Origin of the sequence: Sphingopyxis sp. (assembly GCF_016463645.1) — a bacterium.
GTDB lineage: Bacteria > Pseudomonadota > Alphaproteobacteria > Sphingomonadales > Sphingomonadaceae > Sphingopyxis.
Window position 1 is genome coordinate 6516 of sequence record NZ_JAEMQX010000009.1, and the last position, 13334, is coordinate 19849.

Consider the following 13334-nt stretch of genomic DNA (forward strand, 5'->3'; position numbering starts at 1 on the left):
GCCAGAAATTCTGCGCCATGCCGCAGAGCATGGTCATGATGCTCCAGACCGTGATCGACCAGACGATGATCTTTTGCCGGTTACCGCGATCGGCGAGCCAGGCGATCGGGAGGCCGACCGTGACGTAGAAGACCGCAAAGGCCAGTCCTGTGAGCAGGCCGAGCATGGTATCGGACACACCGAACTCGGCCTTGATCGGCTCAAGCAGGACGCCGATGACGTTGCGGTCGGCATAGTTGGAGGTGCCGGTCAGGAAGAGGACGAAGAGAAAGGTCCGGCGCTGGCCGGGTCCATAAAGCTGCCAGGAAGCCTTGGCTTCGGGCACGTCCGCACCCATTGGCGATGCAACGCTTGTCATGCTCATCATCACCTCTCCGCGACGACTCCGGGTTGGCCCACACATTCTTGACGCGACCGGCCGGGTTCAACGAGTATCGGCAAGGATCGACACATTCAATACATAAATGCATTTTTATTTGGGCCGCATTTTAGTCAGGATTTTGATATGCTTGCCGCACCGCAGGCAGGCCGGATGTTGCGAGCGCCGCGAGGGAGCGCATCGGAAAGCCTTGCCATATCGCGCCGAGAGTGAAACATACAGATACGCATTCAATGCGAGCTGCGCGAAACGGCCCGGCCGGCGCAATCGTCATATGGGAGGAACAGATCATGACGCTTTCGCCTGTCGAGAATTTCGGTGCCGCACTGCGTGTGATCGACGATGCCTGGACCCTGTCTTCGGCCAACAGCTTTCTCGGCGAAAACAAGGTGCCGCCCGCGCGGCTGCCCGACATCGGGATGGCCGCCGTCGCCGAGCGCGCGGCGACGGGACGCGCTCTGCTCGACCGCATCGCCGCGATCGATGTCGAGAGCCTGCCGCACGACCTGCCCCTGACGCTTGAAATCGCGCGGCGTACCGCCGAGCGCTGGTCGCGCGAGGAGGGCTGGTACTGGCTCGCCTTCGATCCGCTGGGCGCCGGTTTCTACGCGATGTTCGCGCCCACCGCCTATTGCGCCGGCTTTTTCCTGAATTCGTTCCGCGCGCCGCTCCAGGCCTATCCGTTCCTGACGCCGGGCGACGGCGATCGCTACACGGCACTGGTGCGCGATTATGGCCGGATCGTCCGGCAGATGCTCGAGCGGACCGAGGGCCAGGCCGAGCGCGGGATCCATATGCCCCGCGTGCAACTCGAACAGGCGGTGCCACTGATCGAGAATTTCCGCGCGGCCGCCGCGGCGACGTTGACGCCCGACCGGGACCGACTCGGCGCGGTCGACGCCGACCGGCTCCTCGCGCAGGTCGAACGGGCGATCGCCGAGGATGTGATCCCCGCGTTCGATGCGTTCGCCGCTTTTCTGAAGCGGGATGATTATGCCGCGAAAGCCCCCGAGAGCGTCGGTCTCTCGCAATATCCGGGCGGCGCGGAGCTGTATGCCGCGCTCGTCCCGCTACATACCACGCTCGACCTGTCGCCTGACGAGGTTCATGCCACCGGCCTCGCGCGCATGGCCGACATTCAGGCGCAGATGCGCGCGCTTCTCGACGAGGTCGGGTTTGAAGGAAGCCCGGCCGAATATCTCCGGCGGCTGAAGGACGATCCGAAGTGGCGCGCATCGGGGGCCGAAGCGGTGGGCGCGGTGTTCGAACGCTATATCGACCGCATCGCGCCGCACATCGACGCGACATTCAACTTCAAGCCAAAAGCCGACCATGGCGTCGCCGCGCTGCCAGAGGCACTCACCGCGTCGATGACTTTCGGCTATTACAGCCCGCCGACCCCCACCGACGCGCTCGGCCGTTATAATTTCAATGCACCGAATCTGTCGCAGGGGCCGCTCAATCATATCGGCGCGCTCAACTATCACGAACTCGTCCCTGGTCATCACTTCCACCTCGCGACACAGGACGAGAACGAGACGCTGCACCCGCTGCGCCGCAAGTCCTTCATCAATGCGTTCAACGAGGGTTGGGCCGAATATGCCGCGACGCTCGCGGGCGAAATGGGCATGTATCCCGAACCCGAGGAACGCTTCGGGCGGCTGATGATGGACGCCTTCCTGACGAGCCGCCTCGTGGTCGACACGGGTATGAACGCATTCGGCTGGCCACTCGAAAAGGCGCGCGACTATATGCGCGAAAACGCCTTCATGCCCGAAACCGAAATCCGGTCGGAAACCTTACGCTACTCATGCGATATTCCAGGGCAGGCGCTCGCCTACAAGCTGGGCGATACCGTCATTCATAATGCGCGCGAAAAGATGCGCGCCGCACTGGGCAACCGTTTCGACATTCGCGATTTTCATGACGCCGTCCTGAAACCTGGGGCGCTGCCGCTTCCGATGGTCGAACGACAGGTAGACGAACAGACGCAGCGCATCGCAGCAAGCTGAGCGCTACGAGCAACTGCATTTTCGTGCATCGCTGATTCGCGTCCCCGAAACCGAATCAACTGCAATAAACTTGTAAAAAACGCGGTTGCAATCGCTCCAACAATAGTGAACAGTACTGCATGAAATAGCGACTCAAGTCGCAGGGGAACGAATCCATCGTCAGGGAGATTCACGATGCAGCGGAAATGGGTTATTTTCACCTCTTGCGCGGCGATCGCGCTCGCGATGCCTCAACTGGCGGCGGCGCAGGACAGCGCGCCGGGTTCCAACATGGTCGACGGCAACGAAATCATCGTGACCGCGAGCAAGCGTGCCGAGAAGCTGCAGGATGTGCCGGCCGCGATCACCGCGGTGACGTCCGAGAAGATCGACACGCTCGGCATTCGCGATTTCCGCGACTATGCAACGCTCGTTCCGGGGCTCAGCCAGCGCGACAACGGTGCGCCCGGCGTCGGCTCGATCATCTTGCGCGGCCTCAATTCGGGCCCGCAGCAGGTCACCAACACCACCGCAGTCTACATCGACGAAACGCCATTCTCCGCGAGCGGCTTCGTGTCCGCCGGCGGCCTGCTGACACCCTCGCCCGAACTCGCCGAAGTCGAGCGAATCGAGGTTCTGAAAGGGCCGCAAGGGACACTCTACGGCGCGAGCAGCCTTGGCGGCCTGATCCGCATCGTGACCAGGAAACCTGATGCGACGCGCTTCTCCGGCCTCGCGTCGGCCGAGGTATCGACGACCGCGCATGGCGAGATGGGATTCATGGTCCGCGGTTCGATCAATGCGCCGATCATCAGGGATCAGCTGGCGATCACCGCGACCGGCTATTACCGCCGCGCCGGTGGCTTCGCCGACAATGTCCGTACCGGATCGGAAGACGTCAACCGCGCGAACCTCTATGGCGGCCGCGTCGCACTGCGCTATACGCCGACGACCGATTTCACCTTCGATATCAGCGGTATCTACCAGAATATCGACAGCGGCGGTTATGCCGTCGAGACGCTCGTCCCCGGGACATTCCAGCCGGCGTTCGGCCACTATAAATATTCGAACTTCGACGACTTCGGGTCGGAGATCAAATATCGCATCGCAAACGCCAATGCCGAATATCGCGTCGGCATCGGCACCTTCACCGCCTCGGGCAGCTACGCGCGCTACAAGACGCGTATCGAGACCGATGCGACCGCGACCTATATCCCTGTCGCGCGCGCCGTGCTCGGCCCGCTGTCGCAGGACCTGTTCGGCGCTCCGATCGACACGATTTTGCCCGCCAACGCCAACGCGCGCTTCTATGCCTCGCCGAACATGGAGAAATGGACCGGCGAAGTACGCTTCGCTTCGGATCGTCTGGGGCCGGTCGAATTCATGGTCGGCGGCTTCTACACCGACGAAGACAATGTCTATTATACCACCGTCTTTGCACATGATGCCGAGGGCGCGCTTCGCGCCGCGCCGTTCGATCAGCTCGTCAAGGCGACGACGACCTCGCGCTACAAGGAACTCGCGGGTTTCGGCAACCTGACCTTCTATTTCACCGATACGCTCGATATTCAGGGCGGCCTGCGTTACGCGCACAACAAGCAGGTGGCGGGGACCGGCGGCCCCGGCGGGATCACCTACTACCTGCCGCGCGTTCCGCGCACGTTCGACTTCAGCGACAATTCGATGAGCTATCTCGCGACGCTCCGCTGGCGCCCGACCCGCAACTTCAGCGCCTTCGTCCGCGCGGCGAGCGGCTATCGCCCCGGCGGCCCGCAGACCAATCCCGCCCCGCCGCCGGGCGCGCAGACCTTCGTGCGCCCCGACACGGTGTGGAACTATGAGGCCGGTATCAAGGGCTCGGCGCTCGACGGCGCACTGTCGTTCGACATTTCGGCCTTCCGCATCGACTGGAAGGATATCCAGATCAATTCGCTGTTCAACGGTATCGTCCTGCAGGGCAACGGCGCGAGCGCGAGGGTCGACGGGATCGAAATGCAACTGACGGCGCGCCCGTCGGACCTGCTGACGATCAGCGGAACGATGGGGCACACCAACGCGAGACTCAGGTCGATCGACCCGGGCGCTTCGTCGGCGACGGGCGCGCGCGCGGGCGACAAGCTTCCGTTGACGCCGGCGTGGACGACCTCGCTGATCGTCGACCATCGTCTGCTTCTCGGCAGCACGGTGGAAGGGAATGTCGGCGCGACGCTGCGTTTCCAGTCGGACATGCCGGCGACCTTCCCGGCGCTCGACCCGTCGTCGCAGAACAAGCTGCCCGAAGTGACGACGCTCGATCTGCGCGCGAGCGTGACCTTCGACGAGCGCTTCACCGTGCAGCTGCGCGCCGACAATCTGTTCGACAAGATCGGCTATACCAACGTCGGTACCGACGGCGGCTTCGTCATCCGCCCGCGCACGGTGACGCTCGGCGCTTCGACGAAATTCTGATCGCCCCGCGGGCGGCGGCTTTCCGGAGCCGCCGCCCGCTTATCCATTTCCTGCGCGAGGCATCGTCATGACCATCACAATCCTGGAAAACGCCCGCGTCTTCGACGGGGTCGGCGCCGATTGCCCGACCGGCATGTCGATCGCGGTCGAGAAGGGGGTTATCCGCGAAGTATCGGACAACGCGATCGCAGCCTCCGACGCGCGCCGCATCGATCTCGGCGGGCGGACGCTGATGCCCGGCCTGATCGACCTTCATATCCACGCCTATGCCTCCGACGTGAATTTTCAGCGCGTCGATGCGATGGGATCCGCCTATCGCACCGCGCATGCGGTGCGCATGCTCGGCCATGCGCTCGATTGCGGCTTCACCACCGTACGCGATATCGGCGGCGGCGACTGGCCGCTCGCGCGCGCGCTGGAGGACGGCCTGGTGCGCGGCCCTCGCTTCTTCTATGCCGGCCGCGTCGTCTCGATGACCGGCGGGCACGGCGACATGCGTCCGATGAGTTTGGAGGGGCATGGCCACGACCATGGCTTTTGCCAGTGTGGCCAAGCGAACAGCATTACCATCGTCGCCGACGGGGTCGACGCCTGTATCGCCGCCGTCCGCGAGGAATTCCGCCGCGGCGCGCACACGATCAAGATCATGGGATCGGGCGGCGTGTCATCGCCCACCGACCCGATCTGGATGAACCAGTATCGCGAGGACGAGGTTCGCGCGATCGTCAATGAATGCGTCGAACGGCGCAGCTATGCCTCGGCGCATTGCCATCCCGACAGCGCGATCCGGCGCTGCGTCGAATTCGGCGTGCGCTGCATCGAGCATGGCACGCTGATCAGCGACGAGACAGCGGCCTTCGTCGCCGAGCAGGGCGCTTTCGTCGTGCCGACGATGGCGATCATCTTCGCGCTGCGCGAACTCGGCCCCTCGCTCGGCTTCCCACCCGAGAGCCAGGAAAAGCTCGACATCGTGTTCGACGAGGCGCTCTCGGGCATGGACCGGATGCGCAGCGCCGGGGTCAGGATCGGCTTCGGAACCGACCTGCTCGGCGAAACCTATACGCGCGAGTGTACCGAGTTCGATATCCGCAGCGAGGTCTTCACCCCGCTCGAGATCCTGCGCCAGGCGACGTCGATCGGCGCCGAGGTGCTGCAGATGCAGGGCAAGCTCGGCTGCGTCGCAGCCGATGCCTTTGCCGACCTGATCGTCGTCGACGGCGATCCGCTGGCGGACATCGGCCTGCTGGCGCAGGACGGTCGCGCGTTACCGCTGATCATGCGCGGCGGCGAAATCGTCAGGAACAGCCTCTAGGACTTTCGGCTTCAGGCCGTTCCCGCCCGGACCAGATCACCCGGCAGCGAACGGATCGCCGCCCAGAAGTGCAGCGCCGCCCAAATGCCGGCGAGCCCCGAAATCGCCAGCGCAATGCTGAGCGACTGCGACGGATCGGCGATCCGCAGTGCGATCAGGTCGGACGCGAGACCGATCAACTGCGGTGCGATCGCGAGATTGGCGATGTTCGCGGTGAACAGTAGCACCGCGACGGTCACGCCGCGCATGTCGGGGCGGACGAGATTCTGGAGCAGCGCCAGCGTCGGCCCGACATAGACGTTGGCGAAGGGGATGAAGAGCCAGAGCAGCAGCAACGCCGTTTCGGAATCGCTGACAAGGTGCGCGAGCACGCCCGGAATCGTGATCAGCAACGTCACCCAGGCGAGGAAATGGCATTGCCATTTCGGCGCCATGCGCGCGAGCTTGAAGGTGATCAGCGTCGCCGCGACCAGCGCCGCCCCGCCGCCGAGCCCGCTCATCATCCCGACCTCGAACCCCGCATCGCCGACGCTGAAGCCGTGCGAGCGCGCGAGAAAGGCCGGGGTCCACCAGATGAGCCCCATGCCCGAGAAGGTCGCGATGGTCGCGCCGGCGACGACGTGGATAAGCGCGCGCTGGGACCGGATGAAGGTCAGCGCCTCGCGCAGGCTCGGCGTCCCTTCCTTCAGCGCCGCAACGTCGTTCGCGCCGCGGCGCGGCTCGCGCACCGTGAGCATCAGGAGGAGCAGCGGGATGCTCGCGAAGGCGAAGACGACCAGGCCATGGCGCCAGCCGAATTTCTCCGCAAGCATCCCGCCGCCAATCCCGCCGATCGCCGAGCCGAGCGCGATGCCGAGCGTGAAGATCGACATGGCGACGATGCGCTGTGACGGCCTGAAATAATCGGCGAGGATCGAGTGCGACGGCGGCGTGCCGCCCGCCTCCCCCACCCCGACGCCGACACGTGCGAGGAGCAATTGCCAGAAATTCTGCGCCATGCCGCAAAGGGCGGTGAACAGCGACCAGATCGTCAGCGCCCACATGATCATGTTGCGGCGGTTGACGCGATCCGCCAGCGCCCCGAGCGGCAATCCCGCGGCGGTATAGAAGATCGCGAGCGCCACGCCGGTCAGGAAGCCGACCGACGCATCGCTCAGCTGGAATTCGGCCTTGATCGGCTCGATCAGCGTCGACAGGACGAAGCGGTCGGCGATGTTCATTGCATAGACGAGCGTGACGACCGCAAGCGCCCAATAGGCGCGCCGGTCGCGTTTTGTCGCCGGGTCGGCCGACGGCCCTGCCTCGTCAAAATTCCGCATATCGAATCGCCTCCCCGATCGCCCGCCGATTCACGCGCGGGCTCGATCGGCATTTTAATACACTATCGTATGTTTGCAATATCGGGACTTGAACCTTCCCTTCCCTCCCACCATCCCTTGAAAGAAGAATGATGTTTCGGTCAAATCATCGGTTGCAACGCGCGAAATTTTATAAGACAGCTATGTATTAATGATGAGACCCGTCCAAACGGGAGCAACGGATGATCGGCGCCGGTTGCGCAGCCACGAGAGGAAGAGGGAGCCCCATGAACATTGATCGACGCACCGCAGTAACCGCATTAGCGGCAACGACCGCCATGACCGCCGCCTCTACTTTGGGGGGCTTCGCATCGAGGGCTATGGCCGCAACGAAAGGACGCATCGACTTGTCACCGAAGAACTGGCCCGCCGGCGAATGTGCCCGCTTCATGACGGCGCAGGGCGTCGACCGCACCACTGCGGGGTCGGCGAAAGGCAGGAAGGGCGCGGTCACCGTCGCCTATGGCGCGTTCGCCGCACGCGCGGGGCTCGAAGCGCTCAAGCAGGGCGGCAATGCCATCGACGCGGCGATGACGACCGCGCTGGCGCAGGTCGCGCTGACCATGGGCGCGCCGATCAGCTATTTCGGGATCATGTCGCTCGTCTATTATGACGCGAAGACGGGCAAGACCCACACGATGAACGCCGAGTGGAACACGGTGGCGGGCGAGACCGAGCCGCTCACCATCCCGGGCGCGATCGATTTTTCGAGCACCGAAGCGCTCCAGGGCAAGGGAGAACCGAGCGGGCGCACCGCGCTCGTCGGGGGCTTCATGAAGGGGGTCGAGGCGGCGCACAAGCGCTTCGGGAAACTGCCCTTCGCCAGCCTGTTCGACCCGGCAATCCATATCGCTGAAGAAGGCATGCCGGTGAGCGAGATGCTCGACGGCATCTTCAAGTTCCGCGACCGCGACATCCGCCGCCTGCCCGAGACGAAGGCGACGCTCGTGAAGCCCGACGGCAGCGCGTACAAGACGGGCGACATCTTCAAGCAGCCCAAGCTCGCCGCGACGCTCCGCGCAGTCGCGGCGGAGGGTGCCGGTTACATGTATGGCGGCGCATGGGGCGAGAAACTGGTCGCGGCGGTGCGGGCCGATGGCGGCAAGATGACGATCGACGACCTCAAGAATTACGAGGTCATCTGGGCCGACCCGCTCGTCGCCGAACTCCGCCGCGGTTATTCGCTGCAGACCAATCCCGCCCCGAATTTCGGCGGCTTCTCGATCATAGAAGCGCAGAACCTCGCCGACGCGGCGGGACTGTGCGGCGGCGAGCATTGGACGAAATCGGCCGAGCAACTGAAGAAGGCGCTCGAGATCACGCAGCTCTTCGGCATTTCGATGTTCCCGAAGGAAGCGCAGGCGGCGATCTATCCGGGCATCGATTTCAGCGAAGCCTCGCGCGTTTCGAAGGGCCATGCCGCAGCGCTGTGGGAGCAGATCGAAGGGGGCAAGACCTTCACCAAATGGAAGCGCACAACGCCGATGCATTCGGACGACGTCGTCGCAGTCGATGCCGAAGGAAACATGGCCGCGATCACCCATTCGATCAATTGCGTGAACTGGGGCAAGACGGGCATCTTCGTCGACGGCATATCGATCGGCGATCCGGCCTCTTTCCAGCAGGCCGCGATTGCACAGGTGAAACCGGGTGCGCGCCTCCCCGCCCCCACCGAGACGGGCATATTGTTCAAGGACGGCGTTCCTGTGCTCGCCTTCGCATCGATGGGCGCGGGGCTCCACCAACGCACTTTCCAGGGGCTGCTCAACGTCACCTGCTTCAACATGGACGTCGAGGAGGCGATCAACACCCCCGACTTCTTCATGCCCTCGACCGATCCCAAGAGCGGCGAGACCACGCTGGTGGTCCCCGAGGGGCGTTTCGACCACAAGCTTCTCGACGACACCGGCTACGCCTGGTGCGAAATGCCGCTGTCCGAGGCGCGGCTCGGCGGCGAAGGCAAATGGGTCGCGATCAGCCGCAGTCCGAAGACGGGCGAACTTCACGCCGCATCGCACAACCGCAACAACAGCGACGCCGTGGCTTTCTGATCCCGGAAATGGGATGACGTCCGCGCCCCTTCCGCCCGCTGAAACCATGCATATATGCATGGCGACTTTGTAGTTCCGCAAAAATGTGACATGAGCGGAGCGAGGGGCGGCAAATTGCGATCGCCCGCCAGCAGTAGGAAAGTCGATGCAATGGTAGGACGGACGCCCAAGAACACGGTCCAGGACTGGATCGAGGCGGCCCAGCGCACGTTGGTCGATGAAGGGATTGCGGGGCTGAAGGTCGATCGCCTCGCCAACCGGCTGGGCGTGACGCGCGGCGGTTTCTATCATAATTTCAAGGACCGCGACGAGTTCTTCGACCAGATCATCGCGCATTGGGAAGCGACCTGCCGCTTCCTGCCCGAAGAGGCTCCTCCGCCCAAGCCCGGCGATGCCGTCGAATGGCTCGACCGCATGATCGCGCGGCTGATCGAATCCGACGGCTACGACTATCATTTCGACCTGGCCGTGCGCGAATGGGCGCGCGCCGACAAGCGCGCCGAGTGGGCCGTCGAGCGCGCCGACCGCGAGCGGCTGGAAGTCCTGCAACGCTTCTTCGAAGCGATCGGATATGACGACGAGCATGCCGCGATCCGGGCACGCGTCTTTTACTATCACCAGATCGGCTATTACGCGATCGGCGTCCGTCAGAGCATTCCCGAGCGCCGCAAGAATGCGCAGCTCTACATCGACATTCTCTGCGGCGAGGAAGCCCTGTCTGCGGCGCGAGCGGCGGCGAAGGCCCGCAAGCCCAAGGCGGCCTGACGCCGATCGCCGCTACAGGCTGGCCGCCGCCGCCATATCGGCGCGCGCGGTTCGTGCCGCCATCAGGAAAGCGACGCCCCCCGCGACAAAGCTCGTCGTGCTGATCAGCAGGGCATAGCGCAGACCCAGGTTGCCATAGGCCGCGCTGAAATGGTCGCTCATCGCACCAACGAGCAGCGGCCCGATGCTCTGGCCGACAAGGTTGACACAGAGCATGAAGAAGGCGGCGCCGATCGCGCGCAATTTCGATCCCGAAAGCGCCTGGACGATCGCATAGGTCGGGCTGATCCACAACGAGCCGATCAACGCCGAGGGCCACACCATCGCCAGCGCGGTGTCGTAATTTTCGGTGGTAAGCTGGACGATGTTCAGCGGGATCGACGCGAACAGGCTGATCGCCAGAAACCAGTATGGCGCACGCGCATCCTTGCGGCCCAACCAGTCGGCCAGAAAACCACCCGCGAAAACCGCGATGATCGCCGCGGGGCCGATGATCGCCGAATAGTCCAGCCCGACCGTCGCGGCGTCGCGGCCGAAATATCGCATCAGATAGGCGGGGGTCCACGCCGACGAACCGAAGGCGCCGATGCTGAAGACCGAGACGCCGGCGCAGATCCAGACATAGGCGGGGCGGCGCAGCAGCACGCCGAGCGCCGCGCGCGCCGGCAGGACGGGATTCGCTGCCGAAATCGACGCCCGGCGCGACTCGCGCACCGTGAGCGCGAAGATCAGCGCGAGGATCACGCCCGGAATTGCCGCCGCGAAGAAGGCCCAGCGCCAACCATGATGCTGGGCGATATAACCGCCTCCCACGAAGGCGGCCGAGGTGCCGATCGCGCCTGCGACCCCGATCGCCGCGAGCGCGGTTGCGCGCCATTTGTCGCTGAACGTTTCGGCGACGATCGCATGCGTCGTCGGCGCCCCACCGGACTCGCCGATACCGACGCCGAAGCGCGCGAAGAGCATCGTCCAGAAGCCCGTCGCCATCCCGCACATTCCGGTCATCACTGACCAGATCGCCGCGGCACCACCGAGCACGCGCACGCGAAAGCCGCGGTCGGCGTAGGAAGCAACCGGGATCGACGCGATCGAATAAACGAGCGCGAAGGCCAACCCCGACAACAGCCCGACCTGCGCATCGCTGAGCGCAAGATCACGCTTCAGATCCTCGACGAGGATGCCGATCAGAAAGCGGTCATAGTAGTTGAGCGCCGAAATCAGGCAGAGGATGAAGAGGATATAGCCCGCGCGCGCCTTGGAAACGCCGGCTTGGGCCGGAATGCCCAGTTCGGCCGACGCCTCGCTCAACGTCGCGCTCATGCCGCGATCCTGGCATCCGCCTTTCGTTCTTCCAGCCAGTCGTCGATCGTCTGTTCGAGGACCGGCAGGCTCACCGCACCCGCCGACGCGAGCGCATCGTTGAACGCGCGAATGTCGAAACGGGGCCCCAGAGCCGCTTCGGCGCGCGCGCGCAGTTCGCGGAATTTGAGGTTGCCGAGCTGATAGCCCAGCGCCTGCCCCGGCAATCCGACATAACGATCGACCTCGGCCTCGATCGTCTCGATCGGCATCGCCATATTCTCGCGAAAATAATCGATCGCCTGCGACCGCGTCCAGCGTTTGACGTGCAGCCCGGTATCGACGACGAGGCGTATGGCGCGCCACATTTCCATCTCGAGCCGCCCGTAGCGCTTCTCGGGCGTGTCATAGAGACCCATGTCCTCGCCCAGCCCCTCGCTGTAGAGCGCCCAGCCTTCGAGGCACGCCGAATAGTGCAGCGCGCCGTGGCGGCGGAACGCCGGCAGGTCCGTGAGTTCCTGGATCAGCGCGAGGTGCATCAAATGCCCCGGCCACGCTTCGTGCAGCGCGATCGGCAGGTGCATGTAGCGCGGCAGCTTCGACGGGATCGAGGTGATCCAGTGCACCCCCGCCGCGCTGTTGTCGGCGGGATTGGGCTGCGCATAGGCGGGCGGCATCGCCGCAGCGATCGCCTCGGGAATGCTCTTCACACCATAGGTCGCGCGCGGGATGCGGCCGAAAAATTCGGGGATGCGCGCGTCGATGCGTTTCGAGAGGATCTCGATTTCCTGCCGCAGCGCCTCGCCGCTTTCGAGAAGCTGGCTGTTGTCGCCCTGTAGCTGCCGCTTGAACCCCGCGAGGTCGCCCGCAAAGCCGCCGTCGGCCGCCACAGCCTCCATCTCGCCGGTTATCCGCTCGACTTCAGCGAGGCCGATCGCGTGAATCTGCTCGGGCGGCAGGTCGATCGTCGTATATTGACGGATCAGGAAGCGATAATGACCCTCGCCGCCGACATCGCCGACGCAATCGAGCGCGTCGCGCGCGACCGGAAGCAGAACCTTCTCGAGAAAGAGCGCATAATTCATCAGCGCCGGCACGACGGTGTTCGCGACCATGGTCCGTCCCTCCTCGACGATGTCGACGAATGCCGCGCCGCGCGTCGCGAGCACCTTGAGCGGGCCGAAGAAGCCATTGGCTTCCACGTCGACCGACGCCTGTCCCTTGACCACGCCGATCGCGCGTTCGACGACGAGCTTCGGATAGCGGATCCCGCGCTCGCGGCCTTCGGTCAGCGATTGCTGCACGCCTTCGAGTGCCGCCGGTACCTTGGCAAGGCGGTCGATATAGCGGCGCGCCTCTTCGAGCGTGGCGATGCTCGTCATCGATGCCCAGCTCGCAAGCCCGAATTCGGGGCCGAGCGGATAGATGCTGGGACGCAAATGCCCCTGCTGCGCGACGAGATCGACGATCTGCGCAAGTTCGCCGCGGAGAAGCGACAAGGTCGCGCGCTCGGTCTGCGACAAGGCGCCCGCCTCGATCTCGGCAAGCTCGCCGAGCGCGCCCGATGCCCAGGCGGCGCGGCGCTCATGATCGTCGGGCGCATCGCGCAGCAGCAGGTCGCTGCGCGGCTGCGCTCCCGACAGGATCGCTTCGGTCGGAAACTCGTCGCACCGGAAATCCCAATAGCGTTGGGCAAGCGCGTCGAGAGCAAGGCTGGGAGACGTCATGCTG

General features: G+C 64.4%; 9 protein-coding genes. 5 read left to right on the forward strand and 4 right to left on the reverse strand.

All coding sequences use genetic code 11. The annotated features are described in order from the left end of the window. A partial coding sequence (locus JHC57_RS04080) for an MFS transporter (RefSeq protein ID WP_294028769.1) occupies window positions 1-367 on the reverse strand: 367 nt, incomplete at its 3' end. Between the two features lie 302 nt (window positions 368-669). Here JHC57_RS04080 and JHC57_RS04085 point away from each other — a divergent pair. The 3 genes from JHC57_RS04085 to JHC57_RS04095 all read left to right on the forward strand — a co-directional run bounded on the left by JHC57_RS04085 (window position 670) and on the right by JHC57_RS04095 (window position 6130). Next, window positions 670-2391: a DUF885 family protein gene (locus tag JHC57_RS04085; protein ID WP_294028770.1), complete on the forward strand. Its 1722-nt coding sequence runs from the start codon at window positions 670-672 to the stop codon at window positions 2389-2391. A 174-nt stretch (window positions 2392-2565) separates the two neighbouring features. Continuing rightward, a complete protein-coding gene (locus JHC57_RS04090) occupies window positions 2566-4818 on the forward strand; it encodes a TonB-dependent receptor (RefSeq protein WP_294028771.1) in 2253 nt (750 codons plus the stop codon). Between the two features lie 67 nt (window positions 4819-4885). Further along, window positions 4886-6130 (forward strand): amidohydrolase family protein, encoded by a 1245-nt coding sequence (locus JHC57_RS04095; protein ID WP_294028772.1) that lies wholly within the window; start codon window positions 4886-4888, stop codon window positions 6128-6130. An 11-nt stretch (window positions 6131-6141) separates the two neighbouring features. Here JHC57_RS04095 and JHC57_RS04100 read toward each other — a convergent pair whose 3' ends face one another. Further along, the gene (locus JHC57_RS04100) at window positions 6142-7449 is read right to left on the reverse strand and encodes an MFS transporter (protein ID WP_294028773.1); all 1308 of its coding nucleotides are present in this window, start codon (window positions 7447-7449) and stop codon (window positions 6142-6144) included. 359 nt (window positions 7450-7808) lie between these two features. Here JHC57_RS04100 and JHC57_RS04105 point away from each other — a divergent pair, with 359 nt between their 5' ends. Next, window positions 7809-9539 carry a gamma-glutamyltransferase gene (locus JHC57_RS04105; protein ID WP_294028774.1) on the forward strand — a complete coding sequence of 577 codons (1731 nt, stop codon included), beginning with the start codon at window positions 7809-7811 and terminating at the stop codon, window positions 9537-9539. Window positions 9540-9689: 150 nt separating this feature from the next. Next, complete coding sequence (locus JHC57_RS04110; protein ID WP_294028775.1) at window positions 9690-10304, forward strand: TetR/AcrR family transcriptional regulator; 615 nt, start codon at window positions 9690-9692, stop codon at window positions 10302-10304. Between the two features lie 12 nt (window positions 10305-10316). Here the strand turns inward: JHC57_RS04110 and JHC57_RS04115 are convergent, their stop codons facing one another. Together JHC57_RS04115 and JHC57_RS04120 are read right to left on the reverse strand one after the other, a co-directional pair. Next, on the reverse strand, window positions 10317-11624 hold the full coding sequence (locus tag JHC57_RS04115) for an MFS transporter (RefSeq protein WP_294028776.1): 1308 nt from the start codon (window positions 11622-11624) through the stop codon (window positions 10317-10319). Beyond that, entirely contained in the window at window positions 11621-13330 is a 1710-nt protein-coding gene (locus JHC57_RS04120) for a DUF885 family protein (RefSeq protein ID WP_294028777.1), read from the reverse strand. Before JHC57_RS04120 ends, JHC57_RS04115 begins: the two co-directional genes overlap by 4 nt. Window positions 13331-13334 lie beyond the last annotated feature (4 nt).

What these genes read in the sequence shown, in the direction of transcription:
- JHC57_RS04085 (WP_294028770.1), top strand. Translation starts at nt 670, where the DNA reads ATGACGCTTTCGCCTGTCGAGAATTTCGGTGCCGCACTGCGTGTGATC.
- JHC57_RS04090 (WP_294028771.1), top strand. Translation starts at nt 2,566, where the DNA reads ATGCAGCGGAAATGGGTTATTTTCACCTCTTGCGCGGCGATCGCGCTC.
- JHC57_RS04095 (WP_294028772.1), top strand. Translation starts at nt 4,886, where the DNA reads ATGACCATCACAATCCTGGAAAACGCCCGCGTCTTCGACGGGGTCGGC.
- JHC57_RS04100 (WP_294028773.1), bottom strand. Translation starts at nt 7,449, where the DNA reads ATGCGGAATTTTGACGAGGCAGGGCCGTCGGCCGACCCGGCGACAAAA.
- JHC57_RS04105 (WP_294028774.1), top strand. Translation starts at nt 7,809, where the DNA reads ATGGCCGCAACGAAAGGACGCATCGACTTGTCACCGAAGAACTGGCCC.
- JHC57_RS04110 (WP_294028775.1), top strand. Translation starts at nt 9,690, where the DNA reads ATGGTAGGACGGACGCCCAAGAACACGGTCCAGGACTGGATCGAGGCG.
- JHC57_RS04115 (WP_294028776.1), bottom strand. Translation starts at nt 11,624, where the DNA reads ATGAGCGCGACGTTGAGCGAGGCGTCGGCCGAACTGGGCATTCCGGCC.
- JHC57_RS04120 (WP_294028777.1), bottom strand. Translation starts at nt 13,330, where the DNA reads ATGACGTCTCCCAGCCTTGCTCTCGACGCGCTTGCCCAACGCTATTGG.